The 22,279-nt window shown below is 36.2% G+C and carries 27 protein-coding genes and 1 tRNA gene; 6 read left to right on the top strand and 22 right to left on the bottom strand.

Features of this window, described 5'->3' with window-relative positions; translation table 11 throughout:
• Positions 1-30: 30 nt before the first annotated feature.
• From OS138_RS09740 to amaP (OS138_RS09685), 12 genes are all read right to left on the bottom strand, one after another.
• Positions 31-714 (bottom strand): N-acetylmannosamine-6-phosphate 2-epimerase, encoded by a 684-nt coding sequence (locus OS138_RS09740; RefSeq protein WP_002287767.1) that lies wholly within the window; start codon positions 712-714, stop codon positions 31-33.
• A 108-nt stretch (positions 715-822) separates the two neighbouring features.
• Positions 823-1,281 carry an ASCH domain-containing protein gene (locus tag OS138_RS09735; protein ID WP_002295936.1) on the bottom strand — a complete coding sequence of 153 codons (459 nt, stop codon included), beginning with the start codon at positions 1,279-1,281 and terminating at the stop codon, positions 823-825.
• Between the two features lie 83 nt (positions 1,282-1,364).
• Positions 1,365-3,128: a 1-deoxy-D-xylulose-5-phosphate synthase gene (locus OS138_RS09730; protein ID WP_002287770.1), complete on the bottom strand. Its 1,764-nt coding sequence runs from the start codon at positions 3,126-3,128 to the stop codon at positions 1,365-1,367.
• A 220-nt stretch (positions 3,129-3,348) separates the two neighbouring features.
• Positions 3,349-4,809 (bottom strand): hypothetical protein, encoded by a 1,461-nt coding sequence (locus OS138_RS09725; RefSeq protein WP_002295937.1) that lies wholly within the window; start codon positions 4,807-4,809, stop codon positions 3,349-3,351.
• Positions 4,810-5,016: 207 nt separating this feature from the next.
• Positions 5,017-5,943, bottom strand: a complete 927-nt coding sequence (glsA, locus tag OS138_RS09720; protein ID WP_002295938.1) for a glutaminase A — start codon at positions 5,941-5,943, stop codon at positions 5,017-5,019.
• A gap of 22 nt (positions 5,944-5,965) precedes the next feature.
• Complete coding sequence (locus tag OS138_RS09715; RefSeq protein WP_002295940.1) at positions 5,966-7,393, bottom strand: amino acid permease; 1,428 nt, start codon at positions 7,391-7,393, stop codon at positions 5,966-5,968.
• A gap of 30 nt (positions 7,394-7,423) precedes the next feature.
• The gene (locus tag OS138_RS09710; protein ID WP_002296683.1) at positions 7,424-8,638 is read right to left on the bottom strand and encodes an ammonium transporter; all 1,215 of its coding nucleotides are present in this window, start codon (positions 8,636-8,638) and stop codon (positions 7,424-7,426) included.
• A gap of 85 nt (positions 8,639-8,723) precedes the next feature.
• On the bottom strand, positions 8,724-8,951 hold the full coding sequence (locus OS138_RS09705; protein WP_002295943.1) for a hypothetical protein: 228 nt from the start codon (positions 8,949-8,951) through the stop codon (positions 8,724-8,726).
• Between the two features lie 27 nt (positions 8,952-8,978).
• Complete coding sequence (locus OS138_RS09700; RefSeq protein WP_002290686.1) at positions 8,979-9,221, bottom strand: GlsB/YeaQ/YmgE family stress response membrane protein; 243 nt, start codon at positions 9,219-9,221, stop codon at positions 8,979-8,981.
• A gap of 31 nt (positions 9,222-9,252) precedes the next feature.
• Entirely contained in the window at positions 9,253-9,810 is a 558-nt protein-coding gene (locus OS138_RS09695; RefSeq protein ID WP_002295944.1) for an Asp23/Gls24 family envelope stress response protein, read from the bottom strand.
• Between the two features lie 12 nt (positions 9,811-9,822).
• Positions 9,823-10,011: a DUF2273 domain-containing protein gene (locus tag OS138_RS09690; RefSeq protein WP_002295945.1), complete on the bottom strand. Its 189-nt coding sequence runs from the start codon at positions 10,009-10,011 to the stop codon at positions 9,823-9,825.
• A 12-nt stretch (positions 10,012-10,023) separates the two neighbouring features.
• Positions 10,024-10,590, bottom strand: coding sequence for an alkaline shock response membrane anchor protein AmaP (amaP, locus tag OS138_RS09685; protein ID WP_002295947.1), 567 nt, complete (start codon positions 10,588-10,590; stop codon positions 10,024-10,026).
• Positions 10,591-11,006: 416 nt separating this feature from the next.
• Here amaP (OS138_RS09685) and OS138_RS09680 point away from each other — a divergent pair, with 416 nt between their 5' ends.
• From OS138_RS09680 to OS138_RS09665, 4 genes are all read left to right on the top strand, one after another.
• Positions 11,007-11,180, top strand: a complete 174-nt coding sequence (locus tag OS138_RS09680; protein WP_002291299.1) for a hypothetical protein — start codon at positions 11,007-11,009, stop codon at positions 11,178-11,180.
• A 639-nt stretch (positions 11,181-11,819) separates the two neighbouring features.
• Positions 11,820-12,293, top strand: coding sequence for a DUF2975 domain-containing protein (locus tag OS138_RS09675; RefSeq protein WP_002295138.1), 474 nt, complete (start codon positions 11,820-11,822; stop codon positions 12,291-12,293).
• An 8-nt stretch (positions 12,294-12,301) separates the two neighbouring features.
• A complete protein-coding gene (locus OS138_RS09670) occupies positions 12,302-12,529 on the top strand; it encodes a helix-turn-helix domain-containing protein (RefSeq protein WP_002295139.1) in 228 nt (75 codons plus the stop codon).
• 635 nt (positions 12,530-13,164) lie between these two features.
• On the top strand, positions 13,165-13,536 hold the full coding sequence (locus OS138_RS09665; protein WP_325070072.1) for a hypothetical protein: 372 nt from the start codon (positions 13,165-13,167) through the stop codon (positions 13,534-13,536).
• Positions 13,537-13,791: 255 nt separating this feature from the next.
• Here OS138_RS09665 and OS138_RS09660 read toward each other — a convergent pair whose 3' ends face one another.
• The 9 genes from OS138_RS09660 to OS138_RS09620 form a co-directional block, all read right to left on the bottom strand.
• Positions 13,792-14,034 carry a GlsB/YeaQ/YmgE family stress response membrane protein gene (locus OS138_RS09660; RefSeq protein ID WP_002291278.1) on the bottom strand — a complete coding sequence of 81 codons (243 nt, stop codon included), beginning with the start codon at positions 14,032-14,034 and terminating at the stop codon, positions 13,792-13,794.
• 31 nt (positions 14,035-14,065) lie between these two features.
• Complete coding sequence (locus tag OS138_RS09655) at positions 14,066-14,968, bottom strand: Asp23/Gls24 family envelope stress response protein (protein ID WP_002296679.1); 903 nt, start codon at positions 14,966-14,968, stop codon at positions 14,066-14,068.
• Positions 14,969-14,980: 12 nt separating this feature from the next.
• Positions 14,981-15,169, bottom strand: coding sequence for a DUF2273 domain-containing protein (locus OS138_RS09650; RefSeq protein WP_002291274.1), 189 nt, complete (start codon positions 15,167-15,169; stop codon positions 14,981-14,983).
• Between the two features lie 13 nt (positions 15,170-15,182).
• Positions 15,183-15,746 (bottom strand): alkaline shock response membrane anchor protein AmaP, encoded by a 564-nt coding sequence (gene amaP / locus OS138_RS09645; RefSeq protein ID WP_002296677.1) that lies wholly within the window; start codon positions 15,744-15,746, stop codon positions 15,183-15,185.
• 37 nt (positions 15,747-15,783) lie between these two features.
• On the bottom strand, positions 15,784-16,677 hold the full coding sequence (locus OS138_RS09640) for an SDR family oxidoreductase (protein WP_002300977.1): 894 nt from the start codon (positions 16,675-16,677) through the stop codon (positions 15,784-15,786).
• Between the two features lie 77 nt (positions 16,678-16,754).
• Positions 16,755-17,678, bottom strand: a complete 924-nt coding sequence (locus OS138_RS09635) for a magnesium transporter CorA family protein (protein WP_002303839.1) — start codon at positions 17,676-17,678, stop codon at positions 16,755-16,757.
• 48 nt (positions 17,679-17,726) lie between these two features.
• On the bottom strand, positions 17,727-18,077 hold the full coding sequence (locus OS138_RS09630) for an iron-sulfur cluster biosynthesis family protein (RefSeq protein WP_002296672.1): 351 nt from the start codon (positions 18,075-18,077) through the stop codon (positions 17,727-17,729).
• A gap of 32 nt (positions 18,078-18,109) precedes the next feature.
• Positions 18,110-19,012, bottom strand: coding sequence for a glycosyltransferase family 8 protein (locus tag OS138_RS09625; protein WP_002296671.1), 903 nt, complete (start codon positions 19,010-19,012; stop codon positions 18,110-18,112).
• On the bottom strand, positions 19,005-19,862 hold the full coding sequence (locus OS138_RS09620; RefSeq protein ID WP_002296670.1) for a glycosyltransferase family 8 protein: 858 nt from the start codon (positions 19,860-19,862) through the stop codon (positions 19,005-19,007). Before OS138_RS09620 ends, OS138_RS09625 begins: the two co-directional genes overlap by 8 nt.
• Positions 19,863-20,195: 333 nt before the next feature.
• On the opposite strand from OS138_RS09620, the gene OS138_RS09615 reads away from it, so the two are divergent.
• Together OS138_RS09615 and OS138_RS09610 are read left to right on the top strand one after the other, a co-directional pair.
• Positions 20,196-21,005, top strand: coding sequence for a Cof-type HAD-IIB family hydrolase (locus tag OS138_RS09615; RefSeq protein ID WP_002296669.1), 810 nt, complete (start codon positions 20,196-20,198; stop codon positions 21,003-21,005).
• Between the two features lie 39 nt (positions 21,006-21,044).
• Entirely contained in the window at positions 21,045-21,542 is a 498-nt protein-coding gene (locus tag OS138_RS09610) for an isochorismatase family cysteine hydrolase (protein ID WP_002296667.1), read from the top strand.
• 384 nt (positions 21,543-21,926) lie between these two features.
• Here the strand turns inward: OS138_RS09610 and OS138_RS09605 are convergent.
• A tRNA-Ile gene (locus OS138_RS09605) sits at positions 21,927-22,000 on the bottom strand.
• Positions 22,001-22,279: the final 279 nt, after the last annotated feature.

Raw genomic sequence — 22,279 nt, 5'->3', positions numbered from 1 at the left:
TTTGTCAAGAATCTGTGCCGTGCGTGTTTTTTAGTTATTTGCTTTACTTGCGGCTTCGACATATCTTTTAGTGATCAATTGCGGACGGGTGATAATAGATCCAACTACGACTGAAAAAGCACCTAATTCATATGCTTTCTCTACTTGTTCAGGAGAGTCAGTATGTCCTTCCATAATTACTGGGATATCGACTTGTTCTATGATTTGATTCAATAAATCAAAATCAGGTGTCTGCGTCTTTCGTGAATATTCTGTATAGCCTGCTAAAGTCGTAGACAAAAGATCAAAACCATCTTCTTGCGCTTGAAGCGCTTCCTCAAAAGTCGAAATATCTGCCATAGCTAACCGACCGTGTTCGTGAATCATTTGGACAAGTTCAGCAGTTGTTTTTTCTGTCGGACGTTTACGAGAAGTTGCATCCAGTGCAATGATTTCTGCTTGCGTCTCCAAAAGTTCTTCCACTTCTTTTTCTGTCGCAGTAATAAACACTTCTGACCCATCGTAATCTCTTTTGATAATCCCTATTACCGGTAAATCAACGATTCGCTTGATTTCATTGATATCTTCTGTCGTATTTGCTCGAATACCAACTGCTCCGCCTTCTTTTGCAGCCAAAGCCATTCTCCCCATAATAAAAGAACTGTGTAGCGGCTCGTTTTCCAAAGCTTGACAAGAAACGACGACTCCGCCTTTGATTTGTTCCAGTGTATCCACAATATCTCCTCCAGTAATGTTATATAAAAATACAGCTTCATATAAAAATGTAACCCTTTTCTATTCAGGAGTCAATAATGAGCTATTTCTTTCAGCAGACCTTTCTTACTAAAAGAAAATTACTTCAAATTCTTCGTATACGACCAGCTTCTCTTCTGTAAATTCTATGTTCAACGCTTCTTTATAAGCATGTTTAAAAAACTCAGCATGGACTTTCCGCCAATAAGCTAATGTCCGATCCCCTTCTCCTTCTTTCCAAGCATGCTCTTTCGTGACTTCACTAAAAGGCAAGATGGTCACATTTATATTTTTGATGATACAAACTGGTTCATTTTTTCCATTCAGGACCACGTCTAATTGACCAACTTTTGGTAAAGGCTCATTCTCTTGTTTATACAGATCGTAACCACTTGATGTACCAGTCTTTATCTTTTTTACAACTAGTTCGCTCAACTCGTCTGCCATTTTTTCTGTATCCCCAAATGAAAAGAAACCTAATTTTTCTGATTGATAACTAGGATATTTTTCTTGGAACTTTTTGACATATTCTTCTACTTGCTGATACATAACATCCACCCCTTTGCTTTTTATAATGAAAAAACCATCCAGATACTAGTATAAACAATTATCTGGATGGTGAGCATAATGAATTATTGAATATTCAAGACACGCAGACTATCTTCAACGATTTGTTTTGGTGTTAAATGATAACGTTCATAAAGCTGCCCTACAGGAACGCTATCCGTGAATTCTTTCTCTGCACCAAAATTTAATACGTTCATTGAAGAATCACCATAATAACGACTGATATTTTCGCCAAATCCTCCTGACAAACTACCATCTTCTAATGTGATGACTAATTCGTGTGTTTCTTTTAATTTATCTAATGTTTCTACGTCATTTTCTGTGATCGTTCCTGGATTGATCAACGTTGCTTCGATTCCTTTTTTTCTAAAAGCTTTTACTGTTTCTTTTCCTAATTCAAGAAAACCGCCTAAAGCTAAAATTGCTACTTTTCCTCCATTATTTACTGTTTGATAGGCTGGAATACTATAATCATTTGCGATAGCTGTACCATGTTCTACACCATGTGTAGGAATTCGGATTGCTACAGGCTGCGCTGTTTGTTCGAACGCCCAATCTAGCATAGAGATCATATCCTCTTTTGTTGCTGGAGCAAGATATTTGATGTTCGGGATACTTGATAAGTAAGGAATGTCAAATGTTCCTTGGTGTGTTCGGTCACTAGCTGAGATCGTTCCGCCACCGACTAAAATAATCACTGGATTCTCGTTGATCGCTAAATCATGTGATAATTGATCATATGCCCGTTGCAAGAAAGTACTTGATTGGAAGACGACTGGACGTACTCCCTGAGAAGCCAAAGCAGAAGCGAAAGTGATAGAGTGCTGTTCAGCGATCCCCACGTCAAAATAATGATCTGGATGTTTTTCTTGGAATGTTTTCAGTCCAAAGGCGCCTGGTATCGCTGCATTGACTGCGGCAATAGGAGCTGTACTTGTTTGCATTTTCTTATCCAAATAATCCATGATGATCATATTAAATGTTTCTCCAGAAGTTACTTGCTTTGCCTCCCCGGTGGACAGATCAAATGGTACATGCCAATGATATTTCATTTTATTATCGATTGCCGGCTGATAACCGCGACCTTTTTCCGTATGGACGTGAAGTACAATCGGATGATCAATATCTTTTACTTCTTCAAATAAACGGATCACCGTTTCCAGATCGTTTCCATTATCCACGTAACGATAATCAAATCCCATTGCTTTAAATAGGTTATTGCTGCTTTTACCGTTGGTTTGACGAAGCTCAGCTAAGTTTTTATATAAACTGCCATGATTCTCATCAATAGACATCTCATTATCGTTTACTAATACGATTAGATTGGATTGTAAAACACCACCATTGTTCAATCCTTCAAAAGCTAAGCCACCACTTAGGGAGCCGTCACCGATAAATGCTACCACATTTCCTGATTCTTTCTTCAGATCTCTCGCTTTAGCTAAACCTGTTGCTAAGCTGATAGATGTAGATGTGTGCCCCACTGTAAAATAGTCATGTTTACTTTCATGTTGGTTGGAATATCCGCTCACTTCACGGTAATGTCCTTTTTCAAAACCATTTTTTCGACCAGTTAAAAGCTTATGACCATAAGACTGATGGGAAACATCCCAAACGATTTTATCCTTTGGTGAATCAAATACATAATGAAACGCAATCGTTAATTCTACTACACCTAGATTCGGACCAACGTGCCCACCTACATCGCTGTCCTTTTGCAAGATTTTTTGGCGCATCTCTTCTGCCAACTGTTTCATTTCCTCAACAGATAATTTTTTGACATCTGCGGGGCTATTGATTGCATCCAATACATGTAATACTGTACTCATAATACATTCTCTCCTCCGTACTATCTTCTTTTAATGAAAATAGATTTGTTACACTTTATCTATTCTACTACTTAGAGTTGACTCTAAGTCAATAGCATTTTAAAAAAATTTCAGAGAAAGCTTGTTATATAAGTAGATCTTCGCACGAATCAGGACTCAAATAAAAACCTTCTACAGACAATTAAAAAGCTTTGTAGAAGGTCTCCTAATTAAGGTCTCATCAAGAAATATGTTTTTTTAATAGGTGAAGTTCCTGAGCAATATGATACAAATGGATGTTTGCACCTTTTAATGAGATTGGATAGATCTTTGTCTTTTCAGTTTCTAATCCATTTTGATAGCTAGCAGCATCGCACAAAACCACTCTTTTTTTCGCACATAGACATTCATCAGGCAATTCTTCTAATGAACGAAATAAAATAGGATTTATTTCAGCGATGCCTTCTTCCGCATACAAATGAAATTGGGTTCGATAAAAAAATTGTTTGACTGAACTTTCTGAAACAACAAAAATTTCTATTTCCTGTCTCCCCGCTTGTTCACTGTTGATCAAAGAAAGACTTTTGACGAATTTTCGAATGAAATTTTCATTCCATCTTAGTTGGATTTGATTTTTCTTTTTCCACTCTTCCAATATTTCTACAATTTTTCCGTACAGAAGTTGTTCTTTTTCTGATAGAAGATAGATCCTTTCCGGTAAAAATACTTGTCCATCTGCCCACAACGTACGGACAAATTGTAAAAAGGATTGCTTGAAAATAAAATTTTCTGCATCGTCGATTTCAGCGATACTAATAATCTGTAAAATCAATTCATTCAGTGATAGGTCATTGAGAACAAAATTTTTATAAACAACTTCGAAATCTTTTCTTAACAGCTCCATGTTCTCATTGGTATAATTTCTACTGTTGAACAAAGAAAAAATATAATAGACATCTTCTTCTTGTAAGTCTAGAATTCCTTTTTGCTCTTCCAATCCTTGACAGACTAATTGAAATAACGGCTTCGTTTCTGCGCTTTTCTTATCTTCTTCTTTCAGTCCAAGGGGAAATGCCTTTCTTCCGATTGCGATCTCTATTCCTCGTATGATAAAGGACTTTTCATCTTCCGAATATCTTCTTTTAAAAAAATGAGTCTCTACATAATCAATCAACTCGTTACAAGCTTCTTCTACATACGGATTTTTATTTTCATAGCCTTCCCAATTGACATAACGTACTAAAGCTAGCAAGATGTTCCGCGAGTCAAATTCTGGGATAATGATTTCTTTATTTTTCAAATAATCATTTTCTTTAAAAAAATCCAATACGATTTTTTTGATTGTATATACTTTGCTCAAAGAAATAAATTCAAGATCAGCCAGTTCTGTACTCGTGAATATACCATTAAAATAATAACTTAAAAACTTTAAAAAATAAGATTGACCGTACAGAAACTGTGTGAGCTCAGAAAGAGCAATACCATGTTTGAATACGAGTTTATACTTATGCTTCTCTCTTACTTGTTCTTTTATACAATATTCTAGACACTCGGCTAGACTTTCTAGATCGTGAAGGATCGTTGGTGTAGTCACCCTTAGAGAAATAGCTGTTTGTTCGATGTCTATTTCTTGGAATTCAAATAATTGTTCACACAGATACACTTTTCTAAATATATTTCGCTCGATGTAATTTTCCAGCATTCCTGATACACGCCTCCAGTTTTTCTTATGATTTTATTTAATCATATCTGTAAATCGTATTTTTGTTTCCTTTTTATTTAGAAAAGCCCTTTCAAAAACCAATAAAAAAAGAAACTGGGACAAAAGTCAAACAAGCTCACAATTTCAGCCTCATTGTAGGTAGCTTTGAGCCGTTTGGACTTTTACCCCAGCCTCTTTCAAGAATGGTTATTCAAAGATGTCAGCGTCTAGTTCTTTGACTACATCTTTCAACAATTGGATACCAGCTGCGCTGTTACCAAATGGATCTAGTGCCGGGCTGAAGACACCTATGCCGTAACGATTTGGCACAGCTGCCATCAACCCGCCGCCTACACCGCTTTTTGCAGGTACACCAACATGGACGGAAAACTCTCCTGATTCATCATACAAACCAGCAGTTGTCATAATTGATTTGACGATTGTAGCACTTTCTTCAGTAATGATTTGTTTGCCATTCCAAGGAGCAATTCCTTTATTTGCCAGCACAGCAGCTAATTTTGCTATGCCTGTAGCGGTGACATTGAGGGAGCATTGTCTGAAATAAGCATCGAGTATCTCCGGTACGTCTCCTTCGATCATTTGATTACCTTTCATATAGTAAGCAAGAGAGCGATTGATATCACCTGTTCTTGATTCAGAATGATAGATTTCTTCATTCAATGTGATATTAGGATCATCACAGATCTCTTTCATAAATGACAAGATTCGCTCAAATTTTTCATCTGCATCTTTACCGGCAATCAACGAGGTTGTTGCAATCGCTCCTGCATTAACAAAAGGATTCATTGGATGTTTGCGATGATTGATTTCCATATTCATGATAGAATTGAAGGCAAAACCGGTTGGTTCCGTGTTGATTGTTTGAAAGACTTTTTCTATTCCGTTGTCTTTGATTGCTAATAACAATACGGGAACTTTTGACATGCTTTCGATGGCAAAGCGCACATCGGCGTCTCCTCCCTCAATCAGTTGTTTTGTATCCAAATCATAAATCGCCATACCTAATTGTTTGGGATCCACTTCAGCTAATGCTGGAATGTAATCCGCCACTTGTCCTGTTTGATAATAGTGGAAATTTTTTCCAATCAATTGTTCTAATTCTTTTACTTCCATTTGAATAACCAGCTTTCATTTTTTATTTTTCTGCATGCTGGAATTTATGACGGCATGCGTAGATCGTAAATGGAATAACTAAGACGATAAGATAAGAAACAATCAGAATCGTTTCATAAATCCCATGCTGTCCAGCTGCGATACTAGCAGGTGGAACAAATGAGATACAAAAAGCAAAAAGTGAAGTCAAAAGACCTAAACAAGCAACGATTACTTTTACAACTTTTCCGCCTGGAACCTGATAGGCTCTTTCAAGACTGTCATCTTTAAAAACCAGCTTCAAATAGCCCGCGAAAAACATAAAGTACAACATCAGGTAGATTACAACAGTCAATGACATCGCTGCAAGAAATGAAAGATTATTCCCCCCGCCGCTTAATGTAAAGACGGCTGCCCAGATTGTTGCAACGATCCCATTTGCGATCATCAAATGAGCAGGAACACCGTGTGTGTTTTCTTTTGCAAAATATTCAGGAAGTAATCCTTCTTCTGCTGCTACGTGAAGTGCTTTTGAAGGAGAGGTTACCCAAGAAGCAATTTCTCCGATGACACCTAAACAAACAAGAATCGCAAGAATTTTCGCAATCCATGCAAGATTTGGATCAATGTGTCTTAATAGGAATTCTAACGATTGAATCACCCCTGTATTAAGAGACAAACCATGTTGAGGTACTGTAGTAGCGACGGTCAATCCGCCAAAAGTATCTAAAATGATTGCCAGAATAACCAATACAAACATTGCTAATGGATAATCCTTTTTAGGGTTTTCCATTTCATTTGCATGACTGGCAGATGTTTCTACGCCCATATATGCTAAAATAAAGGAAACAAAAACAACCAGCGTAGGCAATTTCGAAAAATCAGGAATCAATGTTTTCATAGACAGTATCGTTTGTAGTGGAGCGCCTGAAGCGACATAATGGATCCCTAAGCCAAACAAGACTAATGCTGGCAACAAGATACCAGCTACAAAACCGATCCGAGCAATCAATGAAGTGTATTTGGTTCCTTTTAACTGTGAGAGTAAAATAGCCCAGAAAATAATCAATAGGATTGCCAATTTCAGATATTTATTGTTTTGTATAGCACCAATACCCGTTGCATAGGATAATGCACCAGTTAAGAAATACAGCATGGTCAAGTAGCCAACTGTTATCTCAAACCATTGGAAAAAGATTGCGGCAAAACCGAATCGTTTTCCCAATGTGCGACTGACCCAAGTATAGACACCGCCTTTTTCCCATCCTTTCACCGTTGCCATTTCTGCTGCGCACAATGCCACAGGGATAAACCATAGCAAACCGCCTAATAACAAGAAAAATACTAAGCTGAAGCCTGAGGTCGCGAATGTGGGATATTCATATAATGAAACGACCATTGAGATGGTCATAGCCAAAAAGCCAAAGAACGTTAATTTTTTTGCAGGAATTTTCGTTTTGCTTTGTTGCATGAATCTTCCTCTTTTCTATTTGAATTTGTTTCAATTGAGTTTGTTGCCAAAGAAGAAAAAGTCCAATCCTTCTTCTTGTTCTTCTTTTGTAGTAGTGATCGTTGTAAAGTGCATCGCCGATTTTAAAATCACTGTTGTCAGCACATAGGCATACACGGCAGTAATGATGACACCAATCACTTGAATCCCTAAGAAGTACCAGCTGCTTGGATTCGTTAGTAAATGGCTGTTAGATGCAAAGATCCCTATCAGAATCGTACCTGTGAATCCGCCCATGCCATGAACACCCCACACATCAAGTGCATCATCCCATTGTTTCTTTTTACGAAAATCAACAGCAGCATGACAGACGATACCCGCAATGATCCCAATCAGCATGGCACTTTTTGCTTCTACATAACCGGCACAAGGCGTAATGGCTGCCAATCCAGCAACGGATCCTGTTAGTACGTCGACAAAATCAAAGCCATTTCCTTTTACTTTTGCAATGATCAGCCAAGTAATCATCGCAAATGCAAGAGCGATGAATGTTGAACCAAATGCATTGACTGCTTGTTCATCTGCTCGAAGTGCACCACCGGAATTAAAACCGAACCAGCCAAACCAAAGCAGTCCTGTACCGATAGCAGCTGCCATAAGACTGCTATGCTGACTTCTTTCTCCTAAAGGAATCTTTCTTTGACCAAGTGTGAGGATACATGCTAAAGAGCCGAATCCAGCTGTCGTGTGGATGACTGCTCCACCAGCGAAATCTCTAAATCCCATCTGATCCAAAAATCCGCCACCCCATATCCAGTGGCAAACAGGGAAATAAATCAGCAGATTCCAAAAAATAACAAGTATAATATAGCCTTTTAAATTCAATCTCCCTGCAAAAGCTCCTGTCATCAAAGGAACGGTAATCACGATAAACATCAGTTGGTAAAGAAAGAACATTAAAAATGGAATCGTTGCACCATGAAACATGTTGGGGAAGCTTGTAACATGTCTCATCAAAAAGAAATCTGCCGGGTTTCCAATAACACCGCCGATATCCCGTCCAAAGGCCAATCCGAATCCACCAAATACCCACATAATCGTTGTTATCCCAACGGAGAGAAAAGATTGAGACATGATCGTTAGTATATTATTCTTCCGTGCTAATCCGCCGTAAAAAAAAGCTAGACCAGGAGTCATCAGGCAAACCATTGCTGTACATAAAATCATGAATGCTGTATCTCCTGTATTGATAGGTAATGTATTCATTTTTTTCGCCTCCTTTCTACGATTACGAGTATAAAAGAAGGTGTAGTTGTTTTTTTCTTCTGTTTTTTTGAATTAATACTTGCATTTATAAAAGACAGACAATTAATAAAAGCTTGATGTGTTGTGCTCTTTTTCGTTTTTCACACAAATAAAGACAAAAAATAAACGGTCTTCTTTTTATAGAAAACCGTTTATTTTCGTCTTTTTTTATTTTTAAAGATATTTTTTCATAAGGAATAAAGAATACTTCATATAAAATATATAAAAAAGAACCGCAGCGAGTGTCGCTACGGTTCTCAAATTTGTTCTTCATTTCAACATAAGTTTTTCTTCAATTTGCTTATAATTTACGTGCAAAGAATGAAACGACTAATACTAAAATGATTGCACCGATCAATGATGGAATGATAGCCATTCCTGCAATTGTTGGTCCCCAAGTTCCTAGTAAAGCTTGTCCAATTGCTGAACCTACTAAACCAGCAATGATGTTTGCGATGATCCCCATTGATGATCCTTTATTCGTGATTGCTCCTGCAATTGCTCCAATGATACCGCCGACGATTAATGCCCAAATAAATCCCATTTTAAATTCCTCCTAACTGACTTCTTACTTCTTATTGTACACGTGGTTCGTTATTTTCTTTGACTTTTTGTGCACCTTTGCCTACAGCAGATTTTGCTTTATCTGTTTGGCGTGAAGCAAATTGTCCTGTGGATTTTGCTGCTTCTGTTACTTTGTCTTGTACTGTTTCTTGATCTTTTTGGTATTCTTCTTGTGTTTTGATGTCTGCAACATTCACATTCACTTCGATAACATCTAAATGTGTCATATTGTTTACTTCAGTACTGATCAATTCTTTGATTTGGTTGTAAATATCTTCGATGTCTTTACCGTATTCTACGATCACATCTAGATCCACAGCTACTTGTTTCTTACCTACTTCTGTATTGATACCTGCTGTTACGTTATCTGTGTTGACTAATTTTTCAGCCATATTTGAGAAAAATCCGCCATCTAATGTCAATAGACCATCTACATCTTTCAATGCATAACCGATGATTTTTTGGATGACTTTGTCTTCATAAGTCAATTCACCATTCATCATGCGGTTTTCTCCTTTTTCATTTGCCAAAACTGATCCATTTGTTGTATTCATGTTTTTGTTTTCCATCTTTGTTTCCTCCTATGATTTAAAAAATTGATCAACTATTCCTGACTGTTTCAAATAAAAACCGATTCCTGCGCCAATTGCTGTCATGATTATGATCAACAATGTCTTGAAAAATCCAATCGTTAACCATAAAACAGCTAGCAGTAGTCCAAGACCCCCAAAGATAATAGGGAGCTTGTATGCTGAAAATAGTTCTTTCATTATTTGGCCCTCCTATTCCACTCGAGAGTGCTTGTAGTCTCTTGTATCTTCTTGTTCTTCATAACCGCTGTATGTGACTGCCACTTTGACCGTTTCTTTTGTTCCGAGTACTTTAGTTACTTCTTCTTCGATATCTTGCATCAATACACCTGTTTTCCCTACTAATGAAGAAGTTCGTTTCAAGTCTCCGTTGACATGGATATGGATTCGATTTTTCGTTGAACGTATCCGTACTTTAGGTGAATGAATGAACTCTTCTTCGTGTAAATGGGAACGTACCAACCCTTCGATCGCTTTTTTGTCGATTGTTAGTTTGCCATCTTCCCGTTTCATAACGAAAGTTCCTCTTGACTTTGGATAGAAAAGAACGACTAGCAAGATGATAATAGCAAGAACGGCAAATACTACAGCTGCCCAGAAAATATATTGTTGCATGTAGTAATTCGTTAAAGTAAAGAAGCGAAATCGTTCCAATTGTTCAGGCATAATATACGGCGCATTGATCAACGCAATCGCTAGAAATACTGAAAGTAGCAGTAAACTCATGATAACACCGATTATTTTTAACCCCTTATTCATTTTCCACCTCCTATAAACTTATTTTTACCCTGTAAATAACTCTACCGACAATCACAGTATAGATAGCGAACAGTTAGCATAGCATCAGTAAATAAAGCGCTACCAAACATTGCTGGATCATAACGGCGTTTTATTGCCAGTCTGATACTGAAATAACAATTGCTTACTTATTCTCTATTTACTTTTGATTGCTGGCTATACTTAAAGGATATTATTCAAGATTAAAAATTGCAAAGATTATGCTCAGTTATTATTACAAGATTCTATTTATTTATTAAATTTTTTCGGAGAATTAAAAAATACAATAAATAACTTTAGTTACTTTAATGCGTTCTTACTTTATTTTTATATTATCATTTTTCTTATTCACTTCTTTGGTTTATACTATTCTTATAAATAAAAACGAGGTATGTCCTATGATGAAAAGATTGTACTATTCATTGATCATAACGATTGGCTATTTGATTGTATCAAATCTAGGAAATATGGTATTTGGTATCAGTAAAGAATTCAGTTGGACTACTACATTATGGGAATCTCTATTCTTTTTCATCTTCGTATTTTTGTTACAAAATTATCGAAAAAAATAAACATGTGCCATCTATCTGTTGGCACATGTTTTAGGATTTATGGTACTTTTTATTCGGCAATCCATTTTATTTTTCTACTTCTTCTTAATACCTCTAACACTTTTGATTTATAAACTAATCCAATGCATCTACTTGCGCTTATTAAGCTATTTCAGCTAGATAGTACCACCCCATGCGTCAATGCTTGATTTTCCTTTTGTATAACATTGTATAAGCAATAAAGGACAAATAAGTGGTGATTACACCAAACCATTGAATAAGAAAAATTCTGATACGTAAATAAACATGAACTTGAAAAAATTAATGAATCGGTTAGCTACTACGTAGTTGTCTTTTTTCTCATACAGTTCTGTTAACTTACACTTCTCTTCGCTAGATAATAAAAAATCCTCCAACTGTATTGTCCAATATAATCCCAGGCATCTAAACTAGCATTATAGAAGAGACACACATAGAATCTAAAATAACTGGTTTTAAATGTTTCTTACAATCAAAAAAAGCTGTTAAATGCACTCCACACCTTCATACTCTATCATTTTTTATAAACGATATATTTTTATTGTTTTTCGATAAAAAATAGTTGTTTTACAATAATTATTCTGCTATATTTTAGCTATCAAAGATAAAAGAGGGATAAAAATGAAATTTAAAACATTGCTATTAAAATTTGTCGTTTTAGGTATAAGTGCCGTATTTATTTTGTTCGGCGTACTTTTTTATACTCAGATCGCTACAAGCGAAAAAGGATTCAATTTTGATTGGCAGACCACATTATTTGTTTCTGTCATTTACTTTGCCCTTCTCCTAGGGATCGTTATTGCTTATTTCTTATTGAAACTATTGAAAAAAATCGAAGATAACCAAGCTTTTTCCACTCAAAGCTTAAACATACTAAAAAAAATCGAACGAACCATTTTGTTTATCGGTTTCGCCTTTTTTGGCTTACTTCCTAAATTTATGAAAGTAGCGGATTTAGACGATGCTCCAGGTTTGATGTTGGTAGGAATCGCTGTCGTATTCATTCCTTTTGCAGTATACACATTAACAAGCGTGCTGGAAAAACTGCTTGAACATGCGATTTTACTTAAGACAGATCATGATTTGACAGTGTGAGGTGCGACATGGCAATTATCGTTAATTTAGATGTAGTATTAGCTCAAAAAAAAATGAGTGTGACTGAATTGAGTGAGAAAGTGGGCATTACGATGGCAAACATCTCTATTCTAAAAAATGGAAAAGCAAAAGCCATCCGTTTTTCCACTCTCGAAAAAATCTGCCAAGTTTTGGAGTGTCAACCAGGTGATTTGTTGACCTATAAAAATGACTCGAATACTATACCAGAAGAATAAAATAAAGTAGAACAAACAGTAAATAAAAAATAATCTGAATGATAGATGTGTGAGACTTTTAGAAGTTATTTACGTCTATTATTCAGATTTTTTATTTCGATTGAATACCGTTTTATCTATAAATAAGATATGTACTGACTCATACAAAGGGGGTCTTTTCTTCTCCATGTACTATCACTTTTCCTGATACAACTGGTTTCCTGTTACGTTGTAGTTGGATCTGCTTTTAGTATAATACTTTATTCATTCCACCAGACTGATAGCAGTTTGAGCAGTCTAAATAATCATGTAGTATTACAGGCCATTCTGTTTCATACCTTGAAGTGCTTAAAACTTCAGCTAATGGCCCATTGTGTTAACTCTTACTCCATTCTTTTTTAGTAAGCTCCCATATATACTGTAAAGCCTTCTATATATTATGTCATGTTGCTTTTTAACATTTACTATGTAGTTTTGATAAAATGATTTGAATAACAGTTATGGACAATTCTTTTTTATTTTTAACATTATTTTGATAATAATGATTATTTATTTAAAAATACATTAGATAACATTTGTTACGACACGAAAAAGCTTCACAAACAAATATCGTTATTTTAAAATGAGGGCGAACTCACACAATTAGGAGGAATAGTATGCCATTTATTGTTTACTTTTTTCTTTCATTACTCGTGATCTATATTCCATTACCAACATTTTTCCTGCTCGTCAATCGTCTAGCAGAGCAACATGATACGATTGCTGCTCTTACGAAACTTTGTTTACTTCTATTTGTTTGTCTAGATTACTTTACGAGCTATTATTGGCTAAAACAGACAAGAGTAAAAAAGATATATTATTTCTTCCTTGTCTTTTTCAATCTCTTTGAGTTTCTGATCCATTGCTTTTTACTTCATCAGTATCATACGATCCATTTGTGGATCATCTGGGTTTTCAAAGTGGTCGTATTATTTTGTATGTTCACCTTTCCTATCTCAAGAAAATTTAGGGAGGCATTGTTTTATTAAAGAAGCTTCTCTGTATCAATAAAGACACATTTAAGGAAAAACTTTTAAAAATCTAATTGGGAATTTGCCCGCATAAATAAGAGGCTGTGACAAAAGTCTTGTCACAGCCTCTTATTCCGTATAAACAGTGTTCAAAAGCTTGCATCTTCGATAATATGCCCAACCAAATGAAAAATATGAGAAGCTATTTTTGTTTGGCTGTTCTTATTACTTGATGAAGAACAGCTTTTTCACGACCTCTTTTTAAAAGTCTTTTTACAGTTTTCGAGCAAAGAATGATACGATTAGTACTAAAATGATGGCACCAATCAATGATGGCACGATTGCCATTCCTGCAATACTTGGTCCCCAAGAACCTAATAATGCTTGACCAAGTGCTGATCCAACTAAACCTGCTACGACATTTGCAATAATCCCCATCGAAGAACCTTTATTCGTGATTGCTCCTGCAATTGCTCCGATAATTCCTCCGACGATAAGTGACCAAATAAATCCCATGTTTCGTTCCTCCTAATGTTTTACTTCCTTATTACTGAACCCGTGGTTCTGTATTTTCTTTTACTTTTTGTGCGCCGCTTCCAGCTGCTGATTTTACTTTATCTGTTTGATTCGAAGCAAATTCACCGGTTTTTTTCGCTGCGTCAGTTACTTTGTCTTGCACCGTTTCTTGATCTTTTTCAAATTCTTCTTTTGTTTTGATGTCCACTACGTTAGCGTTGACTTCGATCACTTCTAAATGTGTCATATTTTTTACTTCTTTGCCGATTACTTCTTGCATTTCTTCAAAGATTTTTTCGATATCTTTGCCATATTCCACAATGACATCCATATCAACTGCTACTTGTTTTTTACCGACTTCTGTTTCGATCCCAGCCGTTACATTATCTGTATTCACAAGTTTTCCTGCCACATTAGAGAAGAAACCACCGTTTGCAGATAATAAACCGTCTACTTGTTCAATTGCGATTCCGATGATTTTTTGCACAACTTTATCTTCATAATTCAGCTCACCGCGCATTGAATCTTCCTGTTCAGAATCATGCTTTCCTTGGTTATTTGTATGATCAGAACCAAGTTTTCCTTGTCCGTTTGTGTGGTCAGAACTAAGTTTTTCTTGTGCTTTCGCATGGTCAGAAGGATGTTTTTGCTCTTCCACAGGTTTAGAAGGATCGATTGCATCATGTTGTTCTGGAACTTTAGATTCTGGAGTTCCTGGATGATGAGGTGCATGCTTTTCTGCATCATGTTTCTTCTCTTCTACTCCTTGTTGAACGTTAGGGACTACTGGATCTGGATGTGCAGATACTGGTGCTGTTTTGTTCTTTTCATCGTTCACACCATTTGATTGGTTTGGTGTCGTTGGGTCTGGATGTGCAGACACTGGTTTTTGGTTGTTCATTTTATTGTTATTATTTTTGTTATTGTTATTCATGGATGTTTCCTCCTAAGATTTAAAATAGTGATCTAAGATTTTCGTTTGTTTCAGATAAAAACCGATAGCGACGCCGATCGCTGCCATGATCAAGATCAATAAGGTCTTGAAAAAGCCCACGGTGATCCATAAAACGGCTAATATCAATCCAAGTACCCCAAAGATGATAGGGAGCTTGTATGTCGAAAATAGTTCTTTCATTTTTGGTCCCCCCCTATTCTACTCGTTTGCGGTCATTGCTTCGTTTAGCTGGTTCTTCAAAGCCTGTGTATTTCACCGATACTTTCACTGGCTCTTTTGTTCCCAATATGTGTTGTACTTCATTTTCGATTTCTTTCATCAATGTTCCTGTTTTACCAATGAGTGCTGAAGTTCGTTTCAACTCTCCTTTTACATTGACGGCGATCTTGTTTTTCGTTGCTTTGACATTTACTTTTGGTGAATGGATGAATTCATCTTCATGCAAGTGAGAACGAACCATTCCTTCAATTGCTTTTTTATCCAACGTCAACTCCCCATCACCATGTTTCAGTAGAAAGTTTCCGATTGTTTTTGGATAAAACAGGAAAACAAGTAACGTGATAATTGTCAAAATAGCAAATGCAACGGCAAGCCAAAATACATATTGTTGCACGTATGAATTAGTGATGGAAAAGAATCGAAACTTCTCTAGCTGAAAAGGCAATGGATAGGTTGCACTTAATAGTATCGCAAACAAAAGCACAGATAGCAAAAGTAATGTTCCGATCACTCCGATCGTTTTTACACCTTTATTCATTTTCGCACCTCCTCATAGGGGTGAAACGATCAACTTCTTATAAGTTGATCGCTTCTCCACCAGTTACTCCGTAAATTTGGGCTGTAACATAACTTGCTTTATTCGATGCTAAGAAAACATAAACTGGTGCTAATTCTCCTGGCTGACCTGCACGTTCTAGTAAACTTTGCTGACCAAATTCAGGGATCGAATCAGAAGGTTGTCCTTCGTCTAGTTGTAATGGTGTCCAGATTGGACCAGGTGCTACACCATTTACACGGATTCCTTTAGGTGCAAGCTGTTTTGCTAAACCGATCGTAAAGTTAGCGATTGAAGCTTTTGTTGCTGCGTAATCTAATAAATGTTCGCTTGGATTGAATGCTTGAACAGAAGTTGTTGTTACGATTGCTCCTCCTGCTGGGATATGCGGAACAGCTTCTTTCACTAAAGCAAACATAGCGATGATGTTTATCATAAATGTGTCTTTGACTTGCTCAAGTGGTAACTCAGCAATAGACTGACAAGAAATTTGCTGTCCTGCGTTTAGTACCATCGTATCTAGCCCGCCAAGTTCACTCACGGCTTTATCTATGATTTCTTTAGGTGCTTGTTCGTCACGAAGATCAAAAGGTAGTAAGACAATCTTACGTCCTGCAACTTTCACGTATTTTGCTACTTCCTCTGCATCTTTTTCTTCTCCTGGGAAGAATTGAAGAGCGATATCTGCCCCTTCTCTAGCAAATGCAATCGCTGCTGCACGACCGATCCCTGAATCTCCACCAGTGATTAGTACACGGCGGTTTTCTAGTTGATTATTGCCTTCATAGGATTCTTCTCCACAATCAGGAACAGGAATCATATTCTGCTGTAAAGCTGGTGTATCCTGATCTTGTTTAGGAAATTTCTCCGTATGGTACAAGTTTCGCGGGTCGATTAATTTTGGTTCTGTCATTGCTGTATTCCTCCTAGTTTTTAAATTGTATTGCCAAAACAAATTTCTTTGTTTGATACCTGTTTTAAATAGATTCTTTAATTTGTATAATCTTTCCGGTATAAATGGTAACCTAAAACTACTGCTGCTATCAAAGAGCCAAAGACTACGAGTATAAAGCCTAGAGCAGAACTTTTACCCGGTAATCCTCCTGTATTCATTCCCCAAATCCCTGCGAACAACGCCGGAACGGAAATGATTAATGCAGCTGAATCTAGATATTTCATGATATGATTTAGATTATTGTCCATCATCCCGTTGAATAGATCACCAATACTCTCTAATAAATCTCGATAGATCTCGATCATTTTTTCTGTTTGTCGCTGTCTCAAATGGACATCATAGAGTAGCTGTTCATCGTCTAAACGTTTGATGAAAGTTTCAGAATTCCATAATTGATCCATTGTTTCCCGTTGATCTCTTAAGGTATGATCGATATATACGATGTCTCTTTCAAGATCTGCCTGTTTATACAGTTCTTCATTTTCCGTTGTTTTACGAGCTGCTTTATCCAAAGCGTCAATTCGCTTTTTCATCTCTCTTAGTTCTTTCACGTAATGGGTGTAAATATCTAATAATGTATACGTGATGATCTTTTCAAACGAGTTTAAATGATTTCCATGCTTTGTCAGCAGCCGATCCACAAATTCGGTTTTTCTATCGATACAAGTAATCAAGAGATTATCGGAAAGTACAAAAGATATTGGCGTTAATTTTTTTTCGATACGATTATCTGACTGATCTAGATTAATCACTACCAAAGAAAATGGATGCTCTAGTTTCGTCTCATAAAGGCGCTCCATCCGAGAAACTTCTTCCGGATATTCGGTTCCTACGAAAATATCATCAGGAAGCTCGAATTCTTCGATTGCTTGCTCAATCTCTTCGGGCTTTGCACTATCAAGTACGAGCCAATTATATTTTTTTTCATCTGTTTCTATTACATTCTTTTCTTCATCCACAAAGTAGTATCTCAATGTATACCTCCTTTTTGGACTTTCTCGAAACTATTAGCTGAAGAAGCAGTTCTTTAATTTGATATTATAATCGAGTACTGCGATTTCATTTTCTAATGAAAAGCTGTCAAGCTGTTTGTTGAAGTCCATGTTCAATCGTTTACCGAAATAATTTTGCTCTAATTTAGATGTATAGATGTCCAATAATGGATGCTCGATTTTAGTCGCATATTCTCCAAATTCCGAAACAAAAGGAATGATTTGAAAAAAGCTGCCTTTTGCAAAAGCACCTTTGTCCCTTAAAAATGGATCGGAATCATTGATAAGCGCGAGTGCGATTTTTGTATTTTCCCCAACCTTTTCAATTAACGTCTCTACTGCATTTTTAGACATTGTAATTTCCATTCCTACTCCCCCTCTTCAGTTGTTGTCTTCTATTATTTAACAACTACATCTGTTTTTGGTTGAACTTTTGCATATTTTGGATATTTAGGGAATTTAGCTACACAACGGAAAGCCGTCATCCCTGCATATTTTTCGTAATATTTCTTCGTTGGCCCTTCAAAATCCTTGCTCCACGGTTTCACATGTCCTGAAAAATGGATAATGTAAGGATTGTTGCGAGTTTCTTCGTATTCACGTTCACCTGCTGCTGTTGGATGTTTTTTTGCTTTTGCCATGATATAGCCTTGTGCATTCCAACGCGGATGAAGTGGTAACCAACGGTCATGTAAGATAGCATTTAATGCATCTTGGTCATGGAATCGTAATTTTTCTGGATTATGTTCGATGAAATCTAATACTTTTTGCGTAATATTTTCATCTAACCATTTTTTCACATTGATCAGCATCAAACCTGAGTTGAAATAACGCATTGATTTAGCTGAAATTTTCATTTTTTCCAGTCGTTGATGGAACCCAGCGTCTTCAACAGCTGCTACAATTGAATCACCGAAGTCAAGACGCCATAATTTAGAGATATCTTGTAAAGCGATCATGTCGCAATCCATATATAAGATACGTTCAACTTCTGTGCCGCGGAACAATTCCGGAATCGCAATACGATAATAAGCTGTTTCTGGAATACGATCGCTGATTACCACATTTGTAAAGAATTCTTTATTGATTTTCAAGAATTCCACATCTGAGTTCATTCGTGCGTTTTTCACTGAGAAGCGTAAAAGCTGTTTACTTTCAAAATCGATATCATCGTCAATCACATAGAACCGAACAAATTTAGACGGGTTGCAATTATCTAATACTGAGACAAATAATGCAGCTAAATGTGGTACGAATTTTGTGTTACAACTTGCGACTACTGCTATTTCTTTTTTATTCATTGATCTCGCCTACTTTCGTTAGAGTACTGTGTGCTAATTTTTTTAAGTATAAATTGGTATACGGATGATCTTTCAACGTATTCCAAGGTTTATCATGTCCTGTAAAGTGAACGATCGAAGGTTTTTCATTTCCTTCTTTATACTGACGTTCATATTTTTCATTTGGTGCTGGATGACGTTCAAAAATCAGCGAAGTCTGCATGTTCCATTTTGGATGAAGTTGTTCCCAATCTTCATAAAGTACAGCATTCAAAGCATCTTGGTCGTGATAGATGATTCGATCGCCATTTTCACTGAGGTAATGGATAGTTTTTTCTGTAATTTCTTTTTTATTCCATTGATCAATGTCAATCACCATCACTCCTGAATTGAAGTACAAGTCATCGGAATCGATTCCTAATCTTTCCAAAGCTTTCACTTGGCCTGGATCGATAATAGCGCCGATTGTTTTTCCATTTAACGGCTCATCATATAGTTTTACGATATCGTCTAGTACTAACACATCTGAATCTAAGTAAAGGACTTTCTTATAATCCTCTTTAGCTAATAAGTTTGGTAAAGAAATTCTTAAGTAAGCGGTAGTTGTGATATGGTCACTGACTAGGAAGTCTTCGTAGATATCTTTTTCCACTGTCAGGAATTGGATACTTGCATTACTTGAATATTTATTTACCGTTTCTTCCAATCCTTCTTTACTATATTCTGATAGACCATCGTCAATCACATAAAATTTTATGCGTCTTGTTTTATTGCAATTTTCTAATGCAGTTGCGATCATCACGCTCAAGTAAGGAGCATAATTTTCGTCTGAAGCAGTTACCACAGGAACTACGCCGTATCTCTTCTCCATCAAAATCACTCCTTTTTCTAATCTTTTTCTAACCTGTTCTACATCTAGAATATTCCTCATTTGGTTTTAAAGCAAAATATATGCTTTGTTTTCATTGAATATTTTAAAATTTTTTTATCACAAAACGCATTGGTAAGCGCTAACTATTCGTTTTTCATGGCTTTTTATTCAAAGGTATTGACCAAAAACTACTATATATAGCCACCTTTTTCTTAAGAATGTTTTTTGAAAAAATTCATAATGACAAAGCAAGTTAGTTTCATTTTTTTAAATTCTCATTTAATCTTAAGGTAACAGGAAAATAGATATGTAAAAAGAAAGTAGGAAGATAAAATGAAACTAGCAGCGATTGATTTAGACGGTACCTTGCTTGATCGAAATGGAAAGATACCAGAAGAAAATATCCAAGCACTTCGGAAATTTGATGAAAATGGCGGAATCGTAACCGTCGCTACCGGAAGGAACAGCATTTCTGCTAAAGATATTTTTTCCGAATTAGGAATCGGTGGCTATTTGATTTCTTCCAATGGTTCACTGATTGCTGAAATGAAGGATGGAAAAATGGCGAAAGTTCTCAGACGTTCAAAAATAGATAGCGATACACTGAGAAAAGCCTTCTTCTATGCTCAAGAAGCGAAAATATCCATCATTGCTAGCCGAGAAACCCAAGATGATCAGCTGACATTCGATGAATCAAATCTAGTCAAAGATGACCCTTATTATGAACATTTCAATTTACAGAACCATTCTTTTGATCAAATTTTAAATATGTTGGAAGATCCTTCTCTTAGCTATCTTAAATTAGCATTAACAGATAAGAGTGAAGAAAAACTACAGAAGCTACAAAGAGATCTGCAAGCAGATGGTATCCAATCAGTATTCTCTGATCCGCATTTCTTAGAAATCACGCCTACAGGTATCACTAAAGCTCATTCACTTGTTTTTCTGGCGGATTACCTTGGAATCGAATCGAGTGACATCATGGCTTTTGGCGATCAAGAAAACGACATTGCTATGTTGAATTACAGCGGGTTGAGTATTGCGATGGGGAATGCACAGCGACAAGTAAAAGAAATTGCAAACCAAGTAACACTGACGAATGAAGAAGCTGGTGTTGCTTATATTTTAAAAAACTTCTATTAAAAAGAATAAAATGACGATATGAATGTAGGAGGAAAGAAAATGTTAGTTATTATTGATATGCAAAATCATATTCTTGATCCAAACAGCGAATTTTATATTCCAGAGTCAGATCAATTGGCAGAACGTATTGCTCAAAGATTAGCTAAAGCACGCCAAAATAATGAATATATTCTCTTCACACGGGATATACCAGTTGAACTGAAGGACAAAGAAGAAGAACGAGAAGATTTGCAATTGATCCCTCTTCTTTCTCCACAAGAAAATGAACGAGTGATTAAAAAGTATTACTTTACGATTCCACCTGAAACTTTAGCTGAAATCCAGGAAACTTTATTTGAAAGCAAAGAAGAACAAAAAGAGATCGAAGTAGTCGGGATTGAAACAAACTTGTGTGTACTCTCTAATCTGATAGGCCTGCAGAGTGCTTTTCCTGAAGCAGACTTTTTTGTTGATCCAATGTTAGTCTCCAGTAGAAAACACGGAGAATCCGCTTTAGAGCTGTTGAAAGATTTCAACGTCTCTATCGTCGAATCATAAAAATATCTATCTTCATTTACGATATTTAACACACAATAAAAAAAGCACGCAGAACTGTTTTAGTCCTACGTGCTTTTTCTATCAAAGTAGATTGGCTTTTTTATGACACAGAGTGAAACGGCAGGCTCACGACCTCTTTCTTAAATGGTGTTCAATCAGCTGACCCTCGGTATTAGCTTAACAAACGGCAAAATATGAGGAACTATTTTTCCGTTTGTTAAGCTAATACTCAGGTCAAAACGCTGATTTCACAACCTCTTCCTTAAACGGTATTCAAAAGCTTGCATCTGCAGTAATAAGAACAGCCAAGTAAAAACATAAGAAGCTGTTTTTACTTGGCTGTTCTTATTACTTGATGCAGGGCAGCTTTTTCACAACCTCTTATGTACCTTGTAGGACTCGAACCTACGACCGGACGGTTATGAGCCGTCTGCTCTAACCAACTGAGCTAAAGGTACATCATAAATAAAATTTATTTTTGTTACTTTTCAACTATAGCACGAATGACAAACTCTCACAAGTTTCAAAATATAAGTAAAATAATATTGTTATTCTTATTTCTTTTACTTGTGTCATAACTATTTTGTTACTTTAATTTTTATTTGCTTATTTGAGAGTATAAAATATTTTGTGTAAATGAAAAAATCCATACAAAAAAGGAAGTCCCTTCTGTAGAATAAAGTTAACGACAACCAATTCACAGAAAAGAGGACTTCCCTATGAATGATTTTACTACA

Source organism: Enterococcus sp. E5-37, from assembly GCF_035726925.1.
GTDB classification, from domain to species: Bacteria; Bacillota; Bacilli; order Lactobacillales; family Enterococcaceae; genus Enterococcus_B; species Enterococcus_B faecium.
The sequence above is the reverse complement of the archived record's forward strand: the minus strand, read 5'-3'. Positions and strand labels throughout refer to the sequence as shown.